This is a genomic window from Paenibacillus sp. 19GGS1-52 (assembly GCF_022369515.1).
Lineage (GTDB): Bacteria > Bacillota > Bacilli > Paenibacillales > Paenibacillaceae > Paenibacillus_AQ.
Map to the genome: position 1 here is coordinate 1,572,530 of NZ_CP059724.1, position 24,203 is coordinate 1,596,732.

19 protein-coding genes, 2 tRNA genes and 1 other annotated feature are annotated in these 24,203 nt (G+C 46.0%); of the genes, 12 read left to right on the forward strand and 9 right to left on the reverse strand.

The window, feature by feature from the left end; genetic code table 11:
• Window positions 1-39 precede the first annotated feature (39 nt).
• Window positions 40-113, forward strand: a tRNA-Arg gene (locus H1230_RS07415).
• Window positions 114-210: 97 nt separating this feature from the next.
• Here H1230_RS07415 and H1230_RS07420 read toward each other — a convergent pair.
• Both H1230_RS07420 and H1230_RS07425 read right to left on the reverse strand, forming a co-directional pair.
• A complete protein-coding gene (locus H1230_RS07420) occupies window positions 211-2,073 on the reverse strand; it encodes an arginine--tRNA ligase (RefSeq protein WP_239714880.1) in 1,863 nt (620 codons plus the stop codon).
• A 41-nt stretch (window positions 2,074-2,114) separates the two neighbouring features.
• Window positions 2,115-2,339 (reverse strand) — a binding site (T-box leader).
• Window positions 2,340-2,490: 151 nt separating this feature from the next.
• The gene (locus tag H1230_RS07425) at window positions 2,491-2,904 is read right to left on the reverse strand and encodes a DUF4183 domain-containing protein (RefSeq protein WP_239714881.1); all 414 of its coding nucleotides are present in this window, start codon (window positions 2,902-2,904) and stop codon (window positions 2,491-2,493) included.
• A gap of 213 nt (window positions 2,905-3,117) precedes the next feature.
• Between H1230_RS07425 and H1230_RS07430 the strand changes: the two genes are divergently transcribed.
• Both H1230_RS07430 and H1230_RS07435 read left to right on the forward strand, forming a co-directional pair.
• Complete coding sequence (locus H1230_RS07430) at window positions 3,118-3,867, forward strand: DUF4183 domain-containing protein (RefSeq protein WP_239714882.1); 750 nt, start codon at window positions 3,118-3,120, stop codon at window positions 3,865-3,867.
• A gap of 197 nt (window positions 3,868-4,064) precedes the next feature.
• Window positions 4,065-5,705: a glycosyltransferase family 4 protein gene (locus H1230_RS07435; protein ID WP_239714883.1), complete on the forward strand. Its 1,641-nt coding sequence runs from the start codon at window positions 4,065-4,067 to the stop codon at window positions 5,703-5,705.
• Between the two features lie 67 nt (window positions 5,706-5,772).
• Here the strand turns inward: H1230_RS07435 and H1230_RS07440 are convergent, their stop codons facing one another.
• From H1230_RS07440 to H1230_RS07465, 6 genes are all read right to left on the reverse strand, one after another.
• Window positions 5,773-6,162: a hypothetical protein gene (locus H1230_RS07440; RefSeq protein WP_239714884.1), complete on the reverse strand. Its 390-nt coding sequence runs from the start codon at window positions 6,160-6,162 to the stop codon at window positions 5,773-5,775.
• 194 nt (window positions 6,163-6,356) lie between these two features.
• A complete protein-coding gene (locus tag H1230_RS07445; protein WP_239714885.1) occupies window positions 6,357-6,746 on the reverse strand; it encodes a hypothetical protein in 390 nt (129 codons plus the stop codon).
• Between the two features lie 308 nt (window positions 6,747-7,054).
• Complete coding sequence (locus tag H1230_RS07450; protein ID WP_239714886.1) at window positions 7,055-10,405, reverse strand: DEAD/DEAH box helicase; 3,351 nt, start codon at window positions 10,403-10,405, stop codon at window positions 7,055-7,057.
• Window positions 10,406-10,582: 177 nt separating this feature from the next.
• Window positions 10,583-11,272, reverse strand: a complete 690-nt coding sequence (locus H1230_RS07455) for a TetR/AcrR family transcriptional regulator (RefSeq protein ID WP_239714887.1) — start codon at window positions 11,270-11,272, stop codon at window positions 10,583-10,585.
• A gap of 59 nt (window positions 11,273-11,331) precedes the next feature.
• The gene (locus H1230_RS07460) at window positions 11,332-12,363 is read right to left on the reverse strand and encodes an ABC transporter permease (RefSeq protein WP_239714888.1); all 1,032 of its coding nucleotides are present in this window, start codon (window positions 12,361-12,363) and stop codon (window positions 11,332-11,334) included.
• Entirely contained in the window at window positions 12,360-13,091 is a 732-nt protein-coding gene (locus H1230_RS07465; protein WP_239714889.1) for an ABC transporter ATP-binding protein, read from the reverse strand. The genes H1230_RS07460 and H1230_RS07465 overlap by 4 nt, the downstream gene beginning before the upstream one ends.
• Before the next feature lie 232 nt (window positions 13,092-13,323).
• Between H1230_RS07465 and H1230_RS07470 the strand changes: the two genes are divergently transcribed.
• From H1230_RS07470 to H1230_RS07495, 6 genes are all read left to right on the forward strand, one after another.
• On the forward strand, window positions 13,324-13,797 hold the full coding sequence (locus H1230_RS07470) for a hypothetical protein (protein WP_239714890.1): 474 nt from the start codon (window positions 13,324-13,326) through the stop codon (window positions 13,795-13,797).
• 193 nt (window positions 13,798-13,990) lie between these two features.
• A complete protein-coding gene (locus tag H1230_RS07475) occupies window positions 13,991-15,430 on the forward strand; it encodes a TolB family protein (protein ID WP_239714891.1) in 1,440 nt (479 codons plus the stop codon).
• Window positions 15,431-15,493: 63 nt separating this feature from the next.
• Window positions 15,494-16,354, forward strand: a complete 861-nt coding sequence (locus H1230_RS07480; protein ID WP_239714892.1) for a phosphate ABC transporter substrate-binding protein — start codon at window positions 15,494-15,496, stop codon at window positions 16,352-16,354.
• Between the two features lie 83 nt (window positions 16,355-16,437).
• Window positions 16,438-17,385 (forward strand): phosphate ABC transporter permease subunit PstC, encoded by a 948-nt coding sequence (gene pstC, locus H1230_RS07485; protein ID WP_239714893.1) that lies wholly within the window; start codon window positions 16,438-16,440, stop codon window positions 17,383-17,385.
• On the forward strand, window positions 17,382-18,263 hold the full coding sequence (gene pstA, locus H1230_RS07490; RefSeq protein WP_239714894.1) for a phosphate ABC transporter permease PstA: 882 nt from the start codon (window positions 17,382-17,384) through the stop codon (window positions 18,261-18,263). The genes pstC and pstA overlap by 4 nt, the downstream gene beginning before the upstream one ends.
• A 218-nt stretch (window positions 18,264-18,481) precedes the next feature.
• Window positions 18,482-20,329 carry a FapA family protein gene (locus H1230_RS07495; RefSeq protein WP_239714895.1) on the forward strand — a complete coding sequence of 616 codons (1,848 nt, stop codon included), beginning with the start codon at window positions 18,482-18,484 and terminating at the stop codon, window positions 20,327-20,329.
• A gap of 346 nt (window positions 20,330-20,675) precedes the next feature.
• On the opposite strand, the gene H1230_RS07500 is transcribed toward H1230_RS07495, so the two are convergent.
• Window positions 20,676-20,749: transfer RNA gene (locus H1230_RS07500), tRNA-Arg, on the reverse strand.
• 189 nt (window positions 20,750-20,938) lie between these two features.
• On the opposite strand from H1230_RS07500, the gene H1230_RS07505 reads away from it, so the two are divergent.
• The 3 genes from H1230_RS07505 to clpP all read left to right on the forward strand — a co-directional run bounded on the left by H1230_RS07505 (window position 20,939) and on the right by clpP (window position 24,193).
• The gene (locus H1230_RS07505; RefSeq protein ID WP_239714896.1) at window positions 20,939-21,832 is read left to right on the forward strand and encodes a hypothetical protein; all 894 of its coding nucleotides are present in this window, start codon (window positions 20,939-20,941) and stop codon (window positions 21,830-21,832) included.
• Between the two features lie 107 nt (window positions 21,833-21,939).
• Window positions 21,940-23,286, forward strand: coding sequence for a trigger factor (gene tig, locus H1230_RS07510; protein ID WP_239714897.1), 1,347 nt, complete (start codon window positions 21,940-21,942; stop codon window positions 23,284-23,286).
• A gap of 316 nt (window positions 23,287-23,602) precedes the next feature.
• Window positions 23,603-24,193, forward strand: a complete 591-nt coding sequence (gene clpP / locus H1230_RS07515; protein ID WP_239714898.1) for an ATP-dependent Clp endopeptidase proteolytic subunit ClpP — start codon at window positions 23,603-23,605, stop codon at window positions 24,191-24,193.
• The last annotated feature ends 10 nt before the right edge of the window (window positions 24,194-24,203 follow it).

Here is a 24,203-nt window from a genome sequence, read left to right on the forward strand (position 1 = left end):
CTAATACATATCGCATCAAACCGTATGTTTTTCTTATATGTCCCGGTAGCTCAGCTGGATAGAGCATGCGCCTTCTAAGCGCACGGTCAGGGGTTCGAATCCCTTCCGGGACGTCATAAAACAGCCTCTCCTCGGAGAGGCTGTTTGTGCGTTCGGGGGGTGAGAACCCCAAATGGTTCGTTGGAGCATAGGCTTCGTTAGCTGGTTCAACTACATCCGGCTCGGTGTCGGAAGCCCCAGCACCTCAAGAACATCGCCTAAGGTAACTTGGCATTTGCAGGTCAGCCAAAGACGGAATTGGATGGTGGCTTCTTCGCCTTTAAGGATGGGACATACAGCATAGAAATTATTGAACAGCGTGGCTAGGGTATGCGCATAGTTGCAGAGCGAATTCGGTGTTAGTTCTTTGCTTGCTGTATATAACGTATCCTGCCAAGTACTGAGATGTCTTAAGAGCGCCGCCTCGGCTTTTTCCAGTTCTGCAGGGAACTCCAGTCGAGATATGTCTGTTGTGACAGGCAACGTAGCTTTGCTTAATACACTGCTGGCACGGGCATAGGTGTACATAAGATACACTCCGGTATTACCGGATATTTCTGTAGCCTGCTTGAAATCAAAAATAATCTCAGTTCCCAGATTGAAACGTAGCAGATAATACCGGATGGCAGCGGTGGCGATTATACGACTGGGAATTCCGTTTTTATCAGAACGGGCTAGCTCAATAGCTTCCTCCATTAGCAGAATGAGATCGCTCACTTTAACGCCGATTCCCTGCCGGCCGGACATGGCGTAAGAGCTTTTACCATCAGCGGTGTTAATGCCAAGCTCGGCAGCGGAGGCCGGACTAAGTGAGACTACTCCATAGCTTACATGATGCAGCTTCTCAGCCTGATTATTGTACCCCAGTACCTGTAAAGCCTGCTTCACCATCGCCTGCGGATATTCCTGTCTATAATCAATAACATTAATAACCATGTCCGCTTGTCCATAAGGTAGGCGTTGTCCGGTCAAACCCGTTGTCCATAGTTCTGACGTAAACTCAGTGTATGAGAAGTCCTTTTCGAGGAGGCCAAATTTCCATAGATGATAGGCAATATCTTTAGCGGTATACGTCAAAATACCATTGGAGCGCACTAGTACCTTGTCCAGAGTATACTCATCTGATTCCCCCTCGCTGTCCCCTCCCTTCTGCTTCAGTACCCAGCAGCCAGCCAGCTTGCCTTCATGCTCCTGCACAAAAAACGCTGTTTGCGCAAGCAACTGAGAGGCTGCCGACCAGAAGCCTTCTCTAACGATACTGCTCTCCCATACGAGCAAGTCATAATGTATTCCAAAGCTTTTCATTTCCTCCACATGCTCTCGCACAATCCGCTCGGCAACCAGCTTACCCAGCCAGGCCTCGTTGCCGCTGCCTTTCTCTAGAGCATGCAGGATGTCCGTCCGTTTGTGGGTCATCTCCGGATTAAGTGTATACTCTTTATTCACTTGGGCATAAATATCCCAGCAATAATCACCAAAGCGGACATGCTCCCCTTCTAAAGGCACATTAAATAATCCAACCACGGTATCCGCCAGCTGATTGCCTAGATCATCAACATAGTTATGAACCTCGACGTTATACCCCGTTCTTTTCAAAATCCGTACCAGCGCGTCTCCGATACAAGCATTTCTCAGGTGACCTACATGAGCGGCTTTGTTGGGATTAATCGAGGTATGTTCGATCACCACTTTTTGTCCAGAGCTTTGCGGGAGCGTCAAGGGTTGTCTGGCCCACTCTTGCCAATGGATGTACAAATTAATGAAACCGGGAGCGGCAACTTCGATCCGCTGTACAAGTCCTGTGATACTTCCTTGCAGCTGAAGTTCTGTCTTCACCAGCTCTGCGATGGCCATAGGCGATTTGCGCAGTAGCTTTGCGAGCTGTAAGGCAATACTGCTGGAATAATCGCCATGCTCCGCATTGGCAGGTTGCTCGATCAGAAGGGCAATATCGTTGGGGTATGCCAACTCCAGCTTCATAAATACGCTTCTTACACTTTGTTCCAGACTGCTTTTGATGATTTGACTAATCACTTGGATGACCTCCTTTAAAATGCAAAAAAAGCCCCCGTCTCAAAAGAGACGAGGGCTTTAGCGCTCGCGGTACCACTCTCGTTGCTAAACTAGGCAAGTTTAGCCACCTCAAAAGGTTAACGGTCTTCAGCCGGGGCTTCCTACTGTTTCGTTCAGAAGTCCATCTCACGGGTGCGCTTCATTAGCTGATCTGTACCGGCTTTCACTCTCCCGGCTCGCTATTGGACTAGATCAAAGGTAACTACTCTCCCGATCATCGATTGTAGATTGATTTTTACCATTATAACGAAATTAAGTAAGAAAGCAATAGCTTATTATTCGATCAGAAACAGTTTTCACAATTTACTTCGCGCAGTTATAAAGACAATTGTTATATTGAATTGAACCGCGGAGAAGCCCACGGTTCAATTCTTGTTCTTAGCTAGTGACTGTGATAGTCGGTGCCGAAATTGCTGGCGGGGTCGTCAGATCTGAAGTTGTATTTGTAAAGTTGGTTACTTCAATTGTGACAGGTGTACCCACTAGCAAATCGATAGTAGCAAGCACCAGACTGGCTGTTGTCATTGTGGACAAGGTGCTTTGTTGAAGCACTCCATTAAGATAGACATTTAAGGAATCTTCAGCCGAAACAGTTGGTAATGCACCTACAGGAGCATCAGCATCATCCGTAAAGCTCGCTGCCAGAACAGTTGTATTCGTTGCCCCGATCATACCGGCGGTTATGGCTGCAAAGTATCTGGTTACTACCGGATTCACTGTAGTAGCGATAACCCCTCCAGTAGCTATTGGCGCAGAGGCGACTGCTGTGAAGACTGGTTTGATGACTGGCATATGATCACCTCCCTTCTTGTGTTACTAAATCGAAGATTATTTCGACTCATCATAGTAAATGAATAATTATTAATAATGAAACGGCATTAGTATGTAGATAACCTCATTTGGGTTGTACATTTATTTTTTCTGGTCAGATGTCCATTCACGACAAGGCATATGTTCATATGCTAGTGTAGCTAAATTTAGAAGTTGGGAATGGGAGGTGTAGGATTGGCTTCTTCTATCCGGGATAAAAAATATTGTGGAAAAGCAAAAAACAAAAAAAGAGTGCTTCATTTAAAAAAGAAAATCCGGCCTACAGATTGTTTATCTAAGAAAAGACTACGCTTCAAGCGTTGCCCGCGAAGATTGGTAAGCCATAAGATTGGACGAGGGCAAACCCGCACCATTGGTTCGCAGGCACCTAACAATACACAAGGCACTCCTGGTGCCCAAGGACCTCAAGGACCACAAGGACCACAAGGACCACAAGGACCTCAAGGACCTCAAGGTGCTTATGAGGTTCAAGCAGCAGGGAATTATCAGGGACTTATAGGTCCCGAGGGGGCTCGAGGATTCTCAGGCCCAGCGGGCCCGCAAGGACTTATAGGTCCCGAGGGGGCTCCAGGATTCTCAGGCCCAGCGGGCCCGCAAGGACCTACAGGTCCTCCAGGAGAAATACCGGCGATAACCATTGTACCAACCGTTTATCGGTATTTTTATTTGCCACTTTCGATGATTGATTCCACTGTTGATATTCCTGTCAATCAATTTACTGATGATAACGGAGGAGTTGCTGCCGAATTTGAGGGGATTGGAGCAAATAGCTATACCAATTTATATATTAATGGCGTTTTGCAGGAAGGCAGCTTGTACAGCCTAAATGAGCAGCTTCTGAGACTCTTTTTGGACGGAGATATGTTAATTGCGGGGACGCCTATCATCGTTGAGAATGTGGAGTTTTTAGCACGAGTAGCATAGCATTCGTTTAGCACTTGGCTCCACGGTAGCGCATGATGCACATATGCCCATGCGCCCGCCGATACATAGATACTTTTGTCCACACCGAGAGAACGGAAAGGGAATATTAGTAATTGGATACATTGAGTATTATAAGTTACACCTATCCTAAGGAGGTGACTCACCATACTTGAGAAACGCATAGGGTATGGTACGCCATGGGCTTAAGATCTAAGGTAATGTTATTTTCTCATATTTGCGAACCGGATCGGATTACAGGTGCCGAGAAGTGGTTGCTTTTCATAGCTACAACCCTTAGCCGGAGATATGAGGTTATTCTGGTTGTCCCCCGTTTCGGCAAGCTATTTCTTGAAGCAACGGAGAATCATATACAAGTCATCATCCAAGATTATCCGTTGTTATGGTCCTTATATGAGTCTTCTCCTGCTATGCATCAAGAACTGGCGAATTTCATGGCCACAGATACCTACCGGTTATTAGTAAACCAACTGCAGACATATCGACCGGACTGGATTGTGGTTAATACGTCTGTATGCGCATTGCCTGCGTCTGCGGCAAAAGAACTCGGACTCCCCGTCGCTTGGATCATTAATGAAATATTGTATCCTACGATTCATCAGATTGAAGCGGTACAAATCATAAATAAATATGCGAATTGGATCATTGGTATATCAGAATCCGTGCTAGCCCCCTTCAGTATTCCTCTAATAAATGATAAAAAAAGACTGATATTCCCCTCCTGGAATGATGCTGCTCTGTGTCCTGAGAAGTGGGAGAAGAATCGTCGCAGTTTGCGGGCGGCGTATGGGATTAACGATCAAGAGATACTGATTGGATCAGTTTCAGCTATGCTGTCCCCTCATAAAGGGATTGACCAATTTATCCGTATGGCCGGGATACTGATGTCAAGATTTCCACAAGTGAAATTTTTGATTGCTGGTAGTCTGGAATTGACCGGGTATGTTGAGGAATGTAAAAGCCTTGTCCAAGCAACACCCGACCCATCCCGCATTCTATTTCACTCCTTCGAAGACCGGATTGAACAGCTATATCCAGCACTCGATGCTGTTGTTGTACCAAGCATGATTGATGAAGGATTTGGAATGACTGCCCTTGAAGGACTCATATTTGGTAAAGCTGTCCTTGCATATGGCTCTGGAGGGATTAACGAGGTGCTTACGAATACGGGCAACGGTGAATTTCTGGTGCCTAAAGGAGATTTACACCAACTGGCCCAAACTGCTTCCAATCTGATACAAAGTGAAATAGGGATGAATAAAATCAGAAATAGAAATCGCCAAGCTGCAGTAGATACTTTTGGTGAAGCGGTGTTTCAAAAGCGGTTTGATACTTTACTTCAACAGGTTGATCTTGTTGTGAACGACTTGAACAAACGTCATCAGATGGCCAAGTTTCGTTATTCTGAAGGCTCTATTCTACGTGGGGATTTATCCTATGTGGTGTTTCTTTTGGAGGAGGGTGTCAAACGTCCTTTCTGTAATGAAGCAGCGATGGCTCGATACCGGTATAACATAGTGAGCGATGTCCAGGTTGTAAACGATGCCGAGCTACAAGCTTATCCCACAGGACATGTGCTATCTACTGAGGAGCCTTTTGAAGTAAACAGCCCGATGAATATGATGCTCATGGGTTCAGGAACAGGTGTTTACTGGCGGAGAGGGGAAACAATTCACCCTGTGGTATCGCTAGAAGCCTTGCGGGCTACCGGTTGGGACCCAAATCGAATTGTGAGCGTATCAGATGATATTCTGGCCCGATTTAAGCAAGGTTCCTTAATCACTACGTTTGCTCCCTACCCGCAGACGATTGCAAGGTGAGGGGCATAAAATGATGCAATATAAAAATAAAAAAACCAGGGATGAAATCCCTGGAAGTTGTGAAATCTTAAACGGTTGTAACGAATTTCCAATCTCCAAATGGGAATACCTGATCAGCCACTAAGTTTCCAGCAGCATCTCTTCCTTGTGCGTAAATTGAAATATCACTTACGAAGCCTGCAGCAGCTGGAGAAGAAACGGTAATAGCGTAACTCGGTACTACTGTTGGAATATTAAGAGTTACTACACCGTTTGGTGCACCAATAGCAAACGTGGTCGTGAAATATAATACCTCAGCCGCGCCTGTAGGTGTTGCACCAGTACTATTATAAACATTGACAACGATCGGAGTGAGTGGAGCGGCAGTCGTATTAGTAATACGCAACTCAACGGATGATGCATGGAAAGTAAGAGTCGGATTGAGGTTGGCAACTGCTCCTAACGAATAAATAGCCATAATCTTTCACCTCCTTCTGTATTGATAATGCTAGTTTATGAAATATAGATAGAGTTTGATTGTGTTAATAGTATAGGAAATACAATAAAGGCGATTCTCCTAAACAATCAATCACAGACTTAATGTCAGTACCACACCACAAGTCAGCTCCTTAGGGTGGCTTGTGGTGCGTTACTTTGTAAAGTTGGGAGATCTTAAGCGGTTGTAACGAAATTCCAATCTCCAAATGGGAATACCTGATCAGCCACTAAGTTTCCAGCAGCATCTCTTCCTTGTGCGTAAATTGAAATATCACTTACGAAGCCTGCAGCAGCTGGAGAAGAAACGGTAATAGCGTAACTCGGTACTACTGTTGGGATATTAAGAGTTACTACACCGTTCGGTGCACCAATAGCAAACGTGGTCGTGAAATATAATACCTCAGTCGCGCCTGTAGGTGTTGCACCATTGCTGTTATAAACTTTGACAACGATCGGAGTGAGTGGAGCGGCAGTCGTATTAGTAATACGCAACTCAACGGATGACGCATGGAAAGTAAGAGTCGGGTTGAGGTTGGCAACTGCTCCTAACGAATAGATAGCCATAATCTTTCACCTCCTTCGGTATTGATAATGCTAATTTATGAATTATAGATAGAGTTTGATTGTGTTAATAGTATAGGAATACAATAAAGGCGATTCTCTTAAACAATCATTCATAGACTTGAACCTGTCGACAACAATGCTGTAAGCAGAATCAGACCCACGCCGTTATAGCAGCTTTACCGCAGTGCCGGGCGCAGTAATAGCATGCTGTACAATAGAAAATACTTTCAAAGACTTTTGGGCCCTGAATAAGATTGCATGAGAAAAACGCCTTGCCCCATTTACTACGGGAGCAAGGCGTTTTTGAATTAAACCATCAGAATCTCGCGGATATCCTGCTCGGTTAAGCTGGACAGTGCTTCCTGTCCGGGCTGGATGATTTCATCAATCAGATTTTTTTTCTTCTGTTGCAGCTCGTACATCTTATCTTCCACGGTGCCTTGCGTAACGAGGCGGATAACCTGCACTACGTTCTTCTGCCCGATTCGATGAGCACGATCGGCAGCCTGCTGCTCGACGGCGGGATTCCACCACAGATCGTACAAGATTACGGTGTCTGCTCCAGTCAGGTTCAGCCCGGTGCCACCTGCTTTAAGGGAAATCAGAAATAAGTCGCGTTCGCCTTCATTAAATTTATTACACAGGTCAACACGCTGGGAGACTGGAGTCTGGCCATCCAGATAGAAATGCGGTACTCCTTGAACTCCGAGCTCCCGACTGATCAGACCCAGCATTTGGGTGAATTGCGAGAAGATCAGCATTCGTTTGCCCGAGCTGCGGCATTCCCCGATGATCTCGAACAGTTGCTCGAACTTGGCAGAGCTTCCGGTATAACCTTCAACGAATAGAGCAGGGTGGCAGCAGAGCTGGCGCAAGCGGGTCAATCCAGACAGGATTTTGATTCGATTGCTGTTGAAGTCGTCGTCATTCAAGTGCTTGAGGGCTTCTTTCTGCAGCTTGGTGAGATAGGCGACATAAAGCTTCTTCTGCTCGGGCAGCAGTTCTGAGGCCTGCAATGTTTCGATTTTATCGGGCAGTTCTTTTAGTACATCGCTCTTTAGGCGCCGCAGTAGAAAGGGACGTGCCCGTCTGGCTATGGTTTCCCTAGGCAGGTCATGAAAGGCTTTCTTGCCTGGGAACAGCTCGGGAAAGACTGCGCTGAAGATAGACCATAAATCCTCCAGAGCATTCTCCACGGGGGTACCAGTAAGCGCGAAGCGATACCGGGCCTGCAGTACTTTTACAGCCTGAGCTGTCTGTGTAGTATGGTTCTTAATCACCTGTGCCTCATCTAGAAAGAGGGTGTGGAAGGACTGCTTCGCATACAGCTCGGCGTCTCTGCGGAGCAATGGATAGGAGGTAATAATGACGTCAGCCCCTACCGTATTCCTTAAAATCGAGCTGCGCTCTGTTAGAGTTCCGTCAGCAATGACCGCTTTAATCTCGGGAGCGAACTTCATTAGCTCGTTATGCCAGTTATAGACAAGTGAAGCAGGAGCAACGACAAGCGCGGGTTGGCCCCCATGCCGGATATCCGGCAGCTCAGAGAGCAGGAAAGCGATGCTCTGCAGCGTTTTGCCCAGTCCCATATCATCAGCCAGGATACCACCAAAGTGATAGTGGGCCAAGGTCTTCAGCCATTGGAACCCATACTGCTGATAATCCCGCAGCACGGGAACCAGACTGTGCGGTATAGGGAAATCCAGATTTTCCGGATTAAACATATTGGCAAGCAGCCTTCGGAAGGATCTATCAAGCTTCACGGAGTCGCCATGATTATGTGTAGACGTTAAGTTCAACCCGCGAATAACAGGCAGAGAGAATTCTGAGCCTTTAATTTCGTTCTTACGGATGCCCAGCTCATTCATATAGGTAATAATCTCTTGGAATTCCTGACTTTCCAGTGGCAGCAAGGCACCGTCCGGCAGGCGGTAGAATTTACGCTTCTCCTGAACCGATTGCAGGACTGAGACGATTTCAGACTCCGGTATCCCTTCCATGTTGAACTTGAAATCCAACCAATCGGTTTTCTCGTTCCAACTGATGCTAACCTTGGGGGGAGTGGTAGCACTGAACAATCGTCCCTTGACAGCAGTAGTGGCATATACCTCTAAGAGCGGCTCGAGTAGTGGAACCGTATGGTATAGGAAATCGAATTCGGCATCTTCGTCGCTCATAATATAGCCGCCCTCAGTCTTAGTGAAGGATTCATGCTCCATATGCTCTAGAATCCGGCGCTCTCCTTCACTATCCCGCATGAGAATAACCTCAGTGCCGCGTCCATGCCCCCTTACATCTAAGGGGTTAATGACAATATCTCCATATTGGAACTCCAGTCCGGCGAGCAGCCGATCTCTTACCCGATCCAGATAGAGCCGGGCATGAAGCCGGGCATGTACGATACGATCAGCGATAGCATCGGCGATGTGGACACGTCCCAGCTTCATTAAGCCGGGGATTACCTTGTCCATAAAAGGTTCCATTTGCTCTGGAGTAATGCCGATTCCGTCTCTGCGGGAGGAGGTTAGCATTTTTTTCATTTCTGCCAGACGGCTGCATTCCTGGACTGACAGCTTCAGCAGCTTGCCCTCTGATAGAACAAGCCCATAATCCTCCATGACCGTAATCTGTTCCAATCCCTGAACATTCAAGCGGTAGCCTTCGTCTTCTGCCTCACCGAACTCAAAGCTCAGCGGCAGCGCCTCCTCAGACAATACAATCCCTTCAATCACTTTATCCCCTTGCTGGAAATGAACGGAAGGGGCGACTGCAAGAGCGGGTTGAAGAGTATTCCAGAAAAAAGGTGGGACTGGCAGCAGTCGATCTCCGCCCATCATACTGCTTGTATAAGAAGAATAATGACTGATATTATCTCGGTACATCCGCTCATTTAACAAGATTTCAATAAGCATCTGCAGCACAGTATTATCTTCCTTCCGAAAGCTGTGCAGAGACGGATCATAACTGAAATGTTTGGAGAATTCAAAAACTTCTCCGCGGTGCACATGCGTAAGAAAGGCTCTTATTTTCTGTACAATATAAAGACGCTTCGGACCCAGCTTTATTTCTATACCCAGCATGCTATTCCCATAGCTATAGGAGAACGGCCTGCAGGTGAATTCTATCGTAAGCGGTATCCTTGCATCCATAAAGGTTCCGGTTCCGCTTGATCGCGTCGGGTGGTTTCCGAACATCCCCAGCATACTGTTCACGAGCTGTTGATCACGCGTGGAACTGCCTGTGCTATCAGTAGGATTTTTAAAAATCCGTTGGGTAAGGACTCCGACCTCATCCACGGAAGGAGCTCCTGCATGAAGACTGGAAGCAACTGTCTGGCTGGAAGGGTCGCTGATATTTTCAATCTTACGAATGGATACTAGCACTGCTGCTATATGCTGGCAGTAAGGACCACCGTGATAATAGGCGGGGCAATTGCATGCTGCATGGACATCCCCGTCGCCATCTATTTCGACCCAGACCTCGTGACTGCTGTGAACGATGGCTTCGTAACGGGATCGCTCGGAGCTTTGGCCGGATTCGGATTCCGAATCCGAAAAGGTCATTTTTACTTTTCCCGAGTAGTAATAAGCTTCGCCTTGCTCAAAAGCGAGCTTGCCGCAGAGTAGCTTGATTACCCGTTCTGACACACTAAAACCCATAGCGTTGTTCCTTTCTGGTGACCACACACACAGTCTGAAATTTATATAGTGTCTATGATAACAGAACAGGCGTACGCTTCAAAGATGCAAGCCTACAGTTATGGAGAATGCCGCTGTATATTAAACAGGACTTGCTTATGGGGGGCCCATAGGCAAATCCTGTTTTTTTGATATAGTTCACTCCGACGGCGATCCACCGATCCCATGCAAAATAAATCGGACGATCAGGTTGATCTCTTCCTCATCGTTCCAATCCTTCTCCGGCTGCAGCAGCAGACGGGTAAGCAAATAGCCGACAGCAGAAGAGATGGTGAAGCGAAGAATAGCAGGCGTAGGAACATCAATGAGCTGGCCTTTTTCCTTAAAGTGCTCTGTAATAGCGACTACACGCTCCAGTACCTTACTCATGACATTCTCCATAAACTCTTCTCTGAGCGCAGGTTGGAAGGGGATTTCCTGGATGACAATCTTGATAATTTTGAAGTTCTTACGAGCGAATTCAAGCCGGTTAACGATAAACGCCCGCAGAAACTCTTCATAGCTGTCAAAAGGAACATCCAAAACGCCATTGAAATTACGCAGCACAAAAGGGGCGATCATGCGGCTCATCGTGGGTCCGACAATAGCGAGCAGCAATTCTTTCTTCGTCTTGTAATAGCGGAAAATCGTCCCCTCTGCTACCTGCGCCTTTTGAGCAATTTCGCTGGTAGCCGTGGCCGAAAACCCCTTTTCAGAGAACACATCAATCGCCGCCTGCAGTATAGAAATCTGCTTGGGGGTCATTTTCTCTTCTTTACTAATGGATAGCAGTTCTTCAACCCACTGCTCATCCGCTGAGTTCTGCCCAGCAGTACTATCTTCCGCCATGATGGCAACCCTCCAGACATTATTCTATCCACTTATCGTAACATAGTTACGGACTATACTTACATTTTGCGGTGCTTGCGCAGAGCTAATACATTCAGCAGCATGAATAGCAGCGAAAAGCCGATCAGCACGTATACATCCAGTGCGATCGCACTCCAGCCTTTGCCACGAATCATGATATTCATCAGTGCTTCTGCACCATAATATAGAGGTGTTGCAAGACCCACCCGCTGCAGCCAGAGTGGGAGAGTATCGAGCGGGAACAGACCGCTGAGGAATATTTGTGGCACAATAATGAGCGGGATGAATTGGATCATCTGCAGCTCATTAGCAGCAAAAGCCGACAGTAATGTGCCAAGCGTCAAAGCCGCCATGGACAGCAGCAGCGTCATAAGCATGACATACCCGAAACTCCCCGTCATAATAATGCCGAGTACTTGTATGGAATACCAGGAGATCAGCAGTGCCTGCAATACAGTGAATATCCCGAAGCCACACACGTAACCAAGCACAATTTCCCAACGCTTAAGCGGTGTGGAGAGCAGACGCTCCAATGTACCCGTAGTTCGTTCTCGCAGGAAGGAAACACCGGCGATCAGGAATACGAAAAAGAATACGAATACGCCGATCATAATCGGACCGAAACGGTCAATCGTCTTCATATCGGCAGAGCCGTACAAGTAGCTAATCTGTGGTAGTACCTGAACTTGTGTAGCAGGGAGAAGATTCTGCGCAGTAACTTCCAGCACCATCATTACCGCCCGATTCGCGGTTGGGTTGCTTCCTTCCAGTTCAACCTGTATTGCGGTTCCATTCATCGTGATTAAGGCATCAATCTTACTTTCTTTAAGCGCAGTCTGAGCAAGCTCCGCTGTGGTATATGTCGTGACCTCCGCATCGTGTTTCTCCAGAGTGGTGGATAGAATCGTTGCTTGGCCGGAAACGCCGAACTTCGGGACATAAGTTTTCCCGTTGAAGACGAGACTCATCAGACTTAGGACGAGTAGTGGAGCAAGAAACATCAGCGCCATCGTTCGTTTATCGTGAATAAACTGCTGTAGAATACGCAGAGTTATCGCTTTGATTCTCATGAACGGACACCTCCATAATATAAAAAGGCTTCCTCAATGGAGGCTGTACTAGTAGCCTGCAGCAAACCTGTTGGAGTATCGACTGCAAGCAGCTTGCCATCCCGGATCATAGCGAGCCGATCACATTTCTCCGCTTCATCCATCACATGGGTCGTCAACACGATCGAGGTTCCTTTGCGGTTCAACGCTTTGAGTTCCTTCCAGATCGACAGACGCAGCACCGGATCGATTCCTACCGTCGGTTCATCTAAGATGAGTAGCGGCGGTTCATGCAGCAGGGCAATAGCCAGTGACAAACGGCGTTTCATTCCCCCAGAATATTGGTCCACTCTTTTACGCAAATGCTCCTCCAGATCTACTAGCTCCATTACAGCCTTAATACGGCGGGAGCGTTGTTCTCCTTTCAACCCGTATAACGCAGCGAAGAACTCCAAATTCTCTTTCGCACTTAGTTCTGTGTATAGAGCATCGGATTGAGCCATGTAGCCAATTTGCTGCAACATAGCGAGTTTAGGCATTTTGACGCCAAGCACAAATACCTCCCCCGAAGTGGTTTCGTCAATTCCTGTCAGCAGCTTCACCAGAGTTGTTTTGCCAGAGCCGGAAGGGCCTAGAATGCCGAAGGTTTCTGCTTGCTCTACTTCAAGCGAAATGTCCTCCAATACTTGTTTGCTGCCAAAGGCCCTCCCTACATTGCGTACTGAAATAACAGGCTTTCCTGTGTCCATTTCGATCTCCTCGATTCTTACAGTAATGAGTGAGCACTCACTCATTACTGTAAGGCAAATGAAAGTAATTGTAAATCTTTATTTGCTGCACACCATAAAACCATGAAATTTTAAGTATTAAGATTTGGGAATGGTTAGTTTGGTTAAATATGGTATGAACTCTTAAACCTTCATTGAACTTTTGTTAACTATAAATGAATTCCAAAAATGACAATCGAGAGGATGCTGCTCAATGTACGGTATGAAACTTGTCACTACGGCGGTGATGGTTCTTATGGCTACAGTAAGTATTACCTCCTGCAGCAGTTCGAACACGGCTGCTGATAAAGCGCAGAGTCAGAGTAGTTCTGCAAGCGGAGTTGAAGTCGTACGAGGAGACGCTAATGTTCCAAAGCCGGCATACTTGCCCACTGATTTCCCAATCCCGGACGGTGCCGATATCACACATTCGGGGGACGATTTGGGAGGCGGGAAGAAATCGGCAATGTTGATCTATGAGACGGATGAGAGTATGGATAGACTGGGAACTACCTATAGAGAGTATGTCAATGATAAAGCTCTTGAACTCGACACTCAAATTGTCGATAGGGATAACATGATTATTAACGGTAAAGTCGAAGATGCGTATTCCTACTCCATTATTGGCAGCAAGCTATCCTCCAAGTCTGGGAGTAGTGAAATAATTGTGACCTGGATTTCCAATTAATTAGGTTGTTTTACGTGTTTTGAACCTGAAAAAGTCCTTTTTGGCTAAATGACTGCCCTTACAGTCCTTTAGCTCAAGGGGATTTTTTGTTTTTTTTACACTTAATATTTCCATAACATTCCTCTGGAACAGAATTAACAATTGTAGACGAGAATTACATTAGCAGTTACCTACATGAAAAGGGTGAGTCTAATTGAAAAATAGTAAATGGTTAAGCGCAACACTGGCTTCGGCACTTCTCGTAACAGTGGTTGCAGGTACTGTATCAGCAGCAAGTAGTTCCAAAAGTGTAAAAGCTGTAGCTGTGAATACGGCTGCTGCCAAGACATCAACGGTTAAAGAGGGTATCACTACCTGGACTGTGAACGGTACACCAATTGCGTTCAACACTATCGATACGAGTGGTTACAAGCTGTATTCGCTAAGCCAGGTCGCAGGTGAGATTGGAGCCAACCTTATTCTGGGAGCAACCGGATTCGAACTGAATGACAGCAAAGGGCTACATAGTGTTCTAATAAATACGGGTTCCAAGAGCTATCAAGTAGATGGCGCTACGCAAGAATTCACAGTTGCACCTGTAATATATAAGGGGAAAGCCTATGTTGAACTGACTAAGCTTGTGACAGCATTGGGTGGCGAACTGCAGGCTGGTCCTAATACAATTCTCAGCTTTGCACGTCCTGAGGGCCAATTCGATACTCTGCATTGGACTGCTGATGGAAGTATTGTTGCTAATAAGAGTGATGCTGAGACTGCTCAGTTGCTTAAATTCAGCACACAACCAGGCAATTATGAAATGTTTTCTTCAGATGATAGCGCAGCGGACTTTGCAGTTTCCGCCGACCAAGCTTGGGGTGCCTACAATGATGACACTGGCCTGCTTAATCTGATTAACCTGTCCAGTGGTGCTATCAAGAAACTGGGTACAGATAACAGCGTGAAGACGGATCTGGTCTGGTCGCAAGACGGTAAGAAGATCTACTTTGTCCAAGGAGACAAGCAGGAGAAGATCGGTGTAATTTCTGTGGAAACTGGAGTGGTTTCGACCGTTCTGGCTGACAAGGTTGAGAATAAATCAGCATTAAGTATTTCAGCAGATGAGAAGAGCGCTCTTTATATCGTTAACGTAACTGGTGTAGCCAAGAATGACGCTGACAGCACGGAAGATTCTTTGACAGTAGACTTCAGCGGTGCAGGCGAACAGCTCTACAAGCTTGATTTGACCGTCAAGGATGCTAAACCGGCTGCATTGACAACTACACCTGATAACAAGCTGTATCCTGAAATCTTAACCGATGGTAGTATCGTCTACCTGAGTGCAGATCCGGATGGCAATGCTGCGAACACATTGAAGACAGTTAAAGCCGATGGAACTAGCGCTGCTATTGCTTTGAATGTTGAAGTTAACTGGTCAACCGCTGTCAGCAATGGACTGATCGCAGCCGGTACTGCAGCAGACGGTAAAACAGTCATTTATTCCATTAACGCGAGCGGAGCACCAACAGAGCTGTTCCATACAGCTGAAGACGTCTCAGAAGTAGCTGTATCCACTGACGGAAGCAAGCTTGCTATCGTAATTGACGGTAAACTGTGGATCATTCAGAATGGCGTCGCTCTCCAATTGTCCAAATAAAACGTAATGCACATCATAAACCATCATAATTTATCGGCGTAGAGCCGGGAGGAGAAATATTTCATGAAAGTTTTCAAAAAATTCACAGCAACGGCTCTTACAGCTATTATTGTAGTAACCGCATCATTTGCTGGGATCGCAGCAGCAGCAGACTCAGTTAAAGGAAAAATCACAGTAAATGGTTCCACAGCACTTCTTCCACTGACACTGCAGGCAGCTAAGGAATTCCAGAAATTGCACCCTAAGGTGAAGATTGCGGCTTCCGGTAAAGGATCAGTTACCGGACCACAAGCAGTGAAGAAAGGCATCGCTGATATTGGCGCTTGCGACTGGGATGCAAGTATGGACGTTCCAGGCTTCAAAGCCTTTGACGGACAGGTGGCGAATAAAGTAGCCGTAATTCCTTTTGCTACTATTGTGAATAAAAATGTTGGTGTGGATAGCCTGACTACAGAACAGCTTCAAGGTATTTTCTCCGGTAAAACAACGAACTGGAAAGAAGTTGGCGGAGCAGATGCAGATATCGTAGTTATCACTCGTGCCTTCGGTTCAGGAACACGCGTTAACTATCAAGCCAAAGCTCTGGCTGGCGGCGACATCACCAAGAAATCTAAGAACTACAAAGAAACCGGTTCAAGCGGTGACATGAAGACAGCCGTTGCAACAACACCTAACTCTATCGGTTATATTGACCTTGTCTATGTAAGTGGCGGCGATATCAAGGCTGTGAAATTCAATGGTGTAGCAGCTTCTACAGATAATGTTATCAACGGTTCTTACAAGATTTGGGCTTATGGTTACTACATGACTAAAGGTCAGCCTACTGGCGTTACCAAACAATTCATCGAATACGTTCAAAGCAAAAAGTTCCAACAAGGTTCCCTGAAAAAGCTTAAATTCATTCCGATTGCAGCAATGAAATAAGGTTTATCCAAACATCATATTGAATGGTAACAGCGGCCAGCTCCAGACTTCATGTGGAGTTGGCCGCTTACAGGAGGGAAAGTATGGGGGCACCAGTCCACAACCTGGCATCCAGGGTAAAGGGGAGCGTTACTGAGGTAACCGCAGACTCCAAACGTCATGGCAGACATCTGCTAAGCAATACGATATTCAAATACTATTTTTTATTCAGCATCCTTGCGCTTTGTTTCGTGCTTGGACTTGTCATTATATTTATCGGCAAAACGGCACTGCTTCTGTTCGGCCATATCTCACCTGCGGACTTCTTTCTCTCTTTCAACTGGACGCCAGAGGATGAAGCCTTCGGAGCAGCTGCCTTCATCGTAAATACACTTTCATTGACTGCTATAACACTGTTGATTGCTGTTCCCATTTCTGTAGGCATGGCAGTGCTTTGTGCAGAAATTGCTCCGGTATGGATGAAGACCTTTATTCGGCCTGTGTTAGATTTGCTGGTCGGGATTCCTTCCATTGTTTATGGTTACCTCGGTCTGACGGTGTTATTGCCCTTCCTCCGTCAAATCAGCGGACAAAGCTTGGGTGATGGCCTGCTGGCAGCAGCGCTTGTTCTGGCATTAATGGTTCTGCCGACGATTTGCCGGATTAGTGACGATGCCATTGTTTCTGTTCCACGCAAATATCGCGATGCCGCATATGCTCTTGGTTCTACCCGCTTACAGGTAATTGTTCGTGTCGTACTGCCTGCGGCAAGCAGAGGCATTATCTCAGCCGTGATTCTTGGCATGACTCGCGCAGTGGGGGAGACGATGGCTGTAGTAATGGTTATCGGCAACACCCCTCAACTGGCGAAGACGCTGTTCACACCAACCTCTGTCCTGACTAGTAACATCGTTATGCAAATCTCCAATGTGGAGTTTGATTCCACCTGGAATTACGCGCTGCATATGATGGCATTTTTGCTGCTTATTATCTCATTTGTACTGATTCTGATCATTCGGATATTGGGCAGAAAAAGGAGGGATGCAGCATGAACGGCTTCTCACGTACGAAATATACTGCACGCGCGCAAAGGAATAACCGACTCGCAACAATAGGATTCTATATCCTTGGTGCATTGGTGATGCTGCTCATCTTCTGGATGCTCTTCACCATTCTAAGCAAAGGTTTGCCTTCGCTTAGACCTGATTTCCTGATCAAGAATACGGAAGAAATGGATGCAGGCGGCGGTATTGGCCCCGTGTTGTTCAATTCCTTCTATATTCTGTTTATTTCCCTGCTGATATCGATTCCTCTCGGAGTTGGAGCCGGGATTTATATGGCCGAGTATGCACCTGATAACAAGTTTACCGGTGGCCTGCGCATCTGTGTAGAAGCCTTATCTTCAGTGCCTTCTATTGTGTTCGGTCTGCTAGGCCTGGCTATTTTTGCTGAATACTTTGATGTCGGCCTGACCATTCTGGGAGGCGGCGTCAGCTTGGCACTGCTAAATCTACCAATGCTGGCACGGGTTACGGAGGAAGCCATACGTGCGGTTCCTGGCGAGATCCGGGAGGCTGGCTATGCACTCGGCATGACCAAATTCCACGTCATCCGTACTGTCGTAGTACCGGTTGCTTTACCCGCTATTGTTACCGGAGTCTGTCTTGTTGCAGGACGCGCTTTCGGGGAGTCCGCAGTCATTATTCTCACGGCTGGTCTCAGCACCTCAGGCGAAATGTGGGACTTCAATCTGTTCTCGCCTGGTGAGACACTGGCTGTACACTTATGGTATGTACAATCTGAGGCGATTGTAGAGGATGCGAAACAGATTGCTGATAAGTCAGCAGCAGTGCTCGTATTTGTAGTCTTGTTAATCAATTTCGCCTTCCGGTTTCCATTATGGCTTGGAAATCGCCGTCGTGGACGCTGATATTTCATAAGAGGGATGGGAGTGCTGCAGTCTCATTTCATATTAAGGCTGTCCTCAGTGAATGAAATCACACTGGAGACAGCCTATTTGTTTGGGAGAACTGGACAGGGTCAATTGATTAAAACTTCCAATACGACTAGAATGAAAGCAGTTACCAAATTTTATTCTACTATATGGAAATGGACTGACCCATGCGCGACCCGGGAGGTGTAATAAAGATGCCTGATCGTATGTCTGAGCAAGAAATAAATAAGTTAATTAATATGTTAGAACTGGAACCTGAATTAGATACTCATATAGCTGCATTTATGCCGATGGATAATTCTAAAGAAGAATACAACGGACGATTGCTCGTTCGGGCTGATAAAATATTTGTACAGGACCCTCTTCCCGGCGGAACACCTGCAGTGATATCAGCTGTACTTCCTGTTCATATCCATGTGAATGGAATTGTCATTTCGATGCCAACCGAGGTTACCTCACAGGATACGATTGAATGGGAAATTCTCGAACCCCCGTTGTATGCGATTACCGTTTCTGAAGATAAGCTGCAAGCTTTTTTTACACTGTATTCTACAAAGCGTTATTCATGGAAATTGAATGATCATTCTCCGGTGAGCTGGCTCGAAGTAGATGCAGGAATGAATGCGGCAGTAGTGATCGGGAGTCTTAACCTGAATCAGATTATTTCCGATTTTGAGAAAAGGAAGATTATTCAGAATCTGAACATTTCCGGTATTCATGCCGAGCTGCAGAACCCAACCTATCAGCCGATTGGTGTGGTTAAGGGGAGAGCGGCTGTGCCTGGGGATAGCGCACATGTTGAACTATTTTTCTCTGAGACCATCGAGAATGAGTTCAGTGAAGTCGAAGGGCAGGTCGATTATCGTAGTCATCTCCGCATTCCTTCTGCTGTTAGAGGTGAGGTGATTGCCCGCAGAATCCCTGTTGTTGAAGGGATTCCAGGATATGATGTTTACGGAGAAATATTGTACCCGCCACCGCCAACGGATATTATCATCATCGCCAGCAATAATACCGTACTGCTAGTGAATAATGAAATTCGCGCGCTGCGTGAAGGCAGACCTCGAGTTACAGGGGACAGGATTAAGAGCTTTGACATCTGTACCTCATACATCGTACCAGGCAATGTTAATATTAAATCCGGGAATATATTATTCTCAGGAGATGTTATTGTCCATGGCGATGTGGAAGACAATATGATTATTGAATCGCTGGGCAATGTGTATGTTGCAGGTAGTGTGTATACCTCAACTATCACCGCAACTGGGAGTATTCTGGTCAAAGGAAATGTGGCCAACAGCAAGTTGTATTCCGGCTACTTTGGAGTAATGTACAATCGAATTTACAATAGTTCCCAGTTGCTGATAGAGGAAGTGACGCAGCTGCAAAAAGCCGTGCGGATGCTAATTCAGGCCGTCGAGAGCCGTAAACAGAGTGTGAATTATGGACAAGCAGTCCTTCTCCTGCTGGAGAGCAAGTTCCAGAAGATCCCGCAGATCATCAAGGATCTGCTCACGGTTCTTACCAATGTGCAGGCCATGTATCATCAGGATCTGCACCAAACCTTGCACTTTTTGAATATCTTCCTGAAGCCGACACAATTGGTAGATTTTCTGAATGATGCATCGCTCAGCGGATTCATTAATATGCTGGAGGAACTGCATGGTGGTGTGGCCCGGATGCAGGAGAATAAGGTTGAGGTTAATATCGGTAAATGCCAGAATAGTACTCTTAAATCAAACGGTGATATTTTGATTCATAGAGACGGAATTGTTCAGAGTGACCTGTTCTCCTCCGGAAACATTTCATTTCTTAAGACCTATTCCGTATGCCGTGGCTCCAAGCTGGAGGCGGGCGGAACTATTACAGCTTTTCTAGTAGGCGGGGAAAGTGGAGCACAATCCTACCTCAAGGCCAAACGCAGCATCACAGTCCGCAAAATGTATCTCGGCAGGATAACCATCGACCGTTATTCTATTGACATAACAGAGCCAGTAGAGAATAAGGTCTTCGACATTGAAACCGTGCGAATGGTTCGCTGAGCGGCTATACTTTTTAATTACGAACCAGACCATATAACGATTGCTTGAGCATCGTCACTTTTCCAAAGACTCGAGTGTTCGATGATTCAGCCTGCAGAGAACTCTAGCCATTCTCTTAAGCGCTCATTGGCTAAATAATTTTATTTTAACAGCATATTATGCCGCTAAATCGATAATTCAAGCTAAATTCGCTAAATAACAGCATTTCATGCCGTTATTCACCTCTGAATCCAGCCGATTTTGCTTCCAAGACCCGATTTAGAGGCATAAATTCACGTTAATTTAATCAAGTAGACACCCTCCAGAACGCAGAAATAGCCTTTCCGAAGAAAGGCTATCTCAATGATGTCCCGGGAGGGATTCGAACCCCCGACCGTGCGCTTAGAAGGCGCATGCTCTATCCGGCTGAGCTACCGGGACATGACAGAAAGACTGAAAAGCAAGCAAAATTTATGTTATCATACATAGAGATCAATTTCAACTTGTTTTTTTGAAGCTTGTCGTGGATATGCTATAATCTACAATTGATAAAAGTTTCGGTGAGTTAATATATTGGTGCAAGGAGGTGTCCTTATTAAGAATTCGAATTCCCCCGCCAAAGAGAATATCGTGCTGTTTCCGAAAACGCTGGATTATTATCAAATTCAGCTGACGGTGATGCTGGAAAGTGAACGTTACGGGGAAGCGATAGAACTGCTTCGTTTTTTACTGTTGTGTCAGGGACAGGAAGAACGGCATTATGAGGAATGGAAATCTTTGCTGGAATGGCTGGTAACAGCATTTCCGACAGCTGCCCGGAACGGGGAAGTTGAAGGAGAATTTCAACGCGAGGAAGAAGATCTCAGGGAAGAGGATATGGCCCGGATTCTTGCCAAGGCGAAGTATGACGAAGATGCGGATTATCCTAATAAGCTGTTGCATCGAGTAATGAACGAACCTCTCTCCGAGGCTACGATTCTGGCACTGGAGCAGCTATCCTACCTAGAGGGCAGCAATGTTGACGAGGCACTGACTCTCTGGCTGCAGGGGAAGAATATCCATCCTCTGCTGCAATTCCGCACGCTGCAGACACTTCGCCGACGCGGAGTACAGGGAACCATTCAGTTAATTCGCGGACCTGAAGCTGCGCTGGTGGAAATTGAGAGCGTACCGTTGCAGAACGAAGAGTTTCCACCACAGGTAAGTCAGGTGCTGGAGCGTGTGGCTGTACAGGCTGAGATACACGAGCCTACACTGTATTATTTTGCCCAGGAGCTCTGGGGACAGTTTGTCATGTCGATCTATGGGTCGACTGAGTACCGGACGCTGCTAGGTGGAGAAGATGCACTGCTGGACATCTGGGCAGGGGCATTGCATCAAATGGTTTCTGAGAGCCTAAATGGCACTCGTCTCGAGGAAGAGACCCGTGGTATGTACGGGATTACGGATGGCATGCGCTTTCAATTTGAAGGGGCATATCGCTCTCTCAAGGGATTCGTAAAGACTTCTCTACTTGATAAATAAAGTAATGTTGTATATAATATAATGGTTATTCTGTGCGTAATTTGCGTGATTATTTTGTAGTGAATTTGTAGTAAACATGTAACCTATTTTGGAGGGAAAAGTATAATATGAAAGCAACCTGGGAAAAAATAGAGAAGAACCTTGGAGTTCTTGAAGTCGAAGTAGAAGCAGAGCGTGTAACTGCTGCACTAGACAAAGCTTTTAATAAAGTGGTTAAGAAAGCAAATGTACCTGGTTTCCGTAAAGGTAAAGTGCCGCGTCCGATTTTTGAATCCCGTTTCGGTGTAGAAAGCCTGTATCAAGATGCTATCGACATTCTCCTTCCTGAAGCTTATGGCGAAGCGGTTGAACAAACCGATATCTTCCCTGTAGACCGTCCTGAAGTAGATATCGAGCAATTTGCTAAAGGTCAACCATTTATCTTCAAAGCGAAGGTTACGGTTAAACCAGAAGTGAAACTTGGCGAATACAAAGGCTTGGAAGTTCCAGTTCAGAAAGCAGAAGTTACTGAAGAAGAAATGGCTGCTGAGCTTGCTCGTCTGCAAGAACGTCATGCTGAACTCGTTGTTATTGAAGAAGGAACGGCAATTAACGGTGATATCGCAGTTATCGATTTTGACGGATCTGTTGATGGCGTGCAATTCGAAGGCGGACAAGCAGAGCGTCACTCCCTTGAACTAGGCAGCAATTCTTTCATTCCTGGTTTTGAAGAACAGGTTGTAGGCATGGGCACTGGAGATCTTAAGGATGTTGAAGTTACCTTCCCTGATACTTACCATGCAGAGAACCTTCAAGGTAAAGTAGCAGTATTCAAAGTGAAGCTGCATGAAATCAAACGCAAACAGCTTCCTGAACTGGACGATGAATTTGCTAAAGATGTAAGTGAATTCGAAACTCTGGAAGAGTATTCTGCAGACCTCAAAGCACAGCTTGAATCCCGTAAACAGGATGAACTGAAGGGTGTTCGCGAAAATGCTGTTGTAGATTTGGCTGCATCTAACGCTGAAGTTGAAATTCCAGAATCGATGATTGCGAGCGAAGTTGAAACAATGGTTCGCGACTTCGACAACCGTCTTCGTCAACAAGGTATGAACATGGATATGTTCCTTAGCTTCTCGGGTCAGACTCGTGAAGATTTGCAGAACCAAATGAAGGGCGATGCTGAGAAGCGCGTTCGCAACAACTTGGTACTGGAAGTTATCGCTAAACAAGAGAACATTGAAGTTTCTGAAGAAGAAGTAACTCAGGAATTGGCTGATATGGCTGAATCCTTCAAACGTACACCTGATGAAATCCGCAACATTCTGGCAGCTAACGGTACATTGAACAGCCTGAATGATGAAATTTCGTTGCGCAAAACGATTGAATTCCTCGTTAGCAATAGTGTGGAAGTTGAAGCACCGGCTGCTGAAGTGGTAGAAGAAGCTGTAACTGAAGAAGCAAACGCTGAGTAATTAGCGACAGAATTGCCAGAACGGTCAAGTAAGTAGGCCTCCATAAACAATAGAGAAGGCACGTATTTTTTAGTACGTGCCTTCTCTATATAATTTGGGGAGCCATAGTCTTCTTGGGTATAATCTTGGAGTGTAAATTTAGGTACATATCTGCAGTTATGTAGCATTGGCATTTGCGGGAGAAATGAGTTATACTCTCATCCACATAAGCAATTTAAATATCCACAGCAGTGAAAAAATGACATGGCGCTGTGAACGTGTTAAAATATTTTTGAAACGGAAAGACTAATTTATATAGAGAAAAGAGGTTGGTGGCATGAGTCTGGTACCAATGGTTGTGGAAACGACAAGTCGGGGAGAACGCTCATACGATATCTATTCCAGATTGCTGAAGGATCGCATCATTTTCCTGAGTAGTGCGATTGACGATGATGTCGCCAATCTGGTTATAGCTCAATTGCTATTTCTTGCAGCAGATGACCCTGAAAAGGACATTCACTTGTACCTCAACTCGCCCGGTGGTTCTGTAACAGCCGGTATGGGTATATATGATACAATGCAATATATCAAACCGGATGTTTCAACGATTTGTGTGGGTATGGCAGCAAGTATGGGATCACTGCTGTTGACAGCTGGGGCTCCAGGTAAAAGATTTGCTCTAACCAACGCTGAAGTGATGATTCATCAGCCGCTTGGCGGAGTTCAGGGTCAAGCATCCGATATTCGTATTCATACGGACTGGATTATCAAGACCAAACAGAAACTCAATCAGATTTATGTAGAACGCACAGGTCAGACCCTTGAAAAAATCGAACGGGATACAGACCGTGATAACTTCATGAGCGCGGAAGAAGCCAAGGAATACGGGCTTATTGATCAAGTACTTTCTTCACCGATCAAATCTTAAAGGGGTGGTT

What these genes read in the sequence shown, in the direction of transcription:
- H1230_RS07435 (WP_239714883.1), top strand. Translation starts at nt 4,065, where the DNA reads ATGGGCTTAAGATCTAAGGTAATGTTATTTTCTCATATTTGCGAACCG.
- H1230_RS07465 (WP_239714889.1), bottom strand. Translation starts at nt 13,091, where the DNA reads ATGGACACAGGAAAGCCTGTTATTTCAGTACGCAATGTAGGGAGGGCC.
- tig (WP_239714897.1), top strand. Translation starts at nt 21,940, where the DNA reads ATGAAAGCAACCTGGGAAAAAATAGAGAAGAACCTTGGAGTTCTTGAA.
- H1230_RS07425 (WP_239714881.1), bottom strand. Translation starts at nt 2,904, where the DNA reads ATGCCAGTCATCAAACCAGTCTTCACAGCAGTCGCCTCTGCGCCAATA.
- H1230_RS07450 (WP_239714886.1), bottom strand. Translation starts at nt 10,405, where the DNA reads ATGGGTTTTAGTGTGTCAGAACGGGTAATCAAGCTACTCTGCGGCAAG.
- H1230_RS07495 (WP_239714895.1), top strand. Translation starts at nt 18,482, where the DNA reads ATGCCTGATCGTATGTCTGAGCAAGAAATAAATAAGTTAATTAATATG.
- H1230_RS07440 (WP_239714884.1), bottom strand. Translation starts at nt 6,162, where the DNA reads ATGGCTATTTATTCGTTAGGAGCAGTTGCCAACCTCAATCCGACTCTT.
- H1230_RS07480 (WP_239714892.1), top strand. Translation starts at nt 15,494, where the DNA reads ATGAAAGTTTTCAAAAAATTCACAGCAACGGCTCTTACAGCTATTATT.
- H1230_RS07445 (WP_239714885.1), bottom strand. Translation starts at nt 6,746, where the DNA reads ATGGCTATCTATTCGTTAGGAGCAGTTGCCAACCTCAACCCGACTCTT.
- H1230_RS07470 (WP_239714890.1), top strand. Translation starts at nt 13,324, where the DNA reads ATGTACGGTATGAAACTTGTCACTACGGCGGTGATGGTTCTTATGGCT.
- clpP (WP_239714898.1), top strand. Translation starts at nt 23,603, where the DNA reads ATGAGTCTGGTACCAATGGTTGTGGAAACGACAAGTCGGGGAGAACGC.
- H1230_RS07460 (WP_239714888.1), bottom strand. Translation starts at nt 12,363, where the DNA reads ATGAGAATCAAAGCGATAACTCTGCGTATTCTACAGCAGTTTATTCAC.
- H1230_RS07455 (WP_239714887.1), bottom strand. Translation starts at nt 11,272, where the DNA reads ATGGCGGAAGATAGTACTGCTGGGCAGAACTCAGCGGATGAGCAGTGG.
- pstA (WP_239714894.1), top strand. Translation starts at nt 17,382, where the DNA reads ATGAACGGCTTCTCACGTACGAAATATACTGCACGCGCGCAAAGGAAT.
- pstC (WP_239714893.1), top strand. Translation starts at nt 16,438, where the DNA reads ATGGGGGCACCAGTCCACAACCTGGCATCCAGGGTAAAGGGGAGCGTT.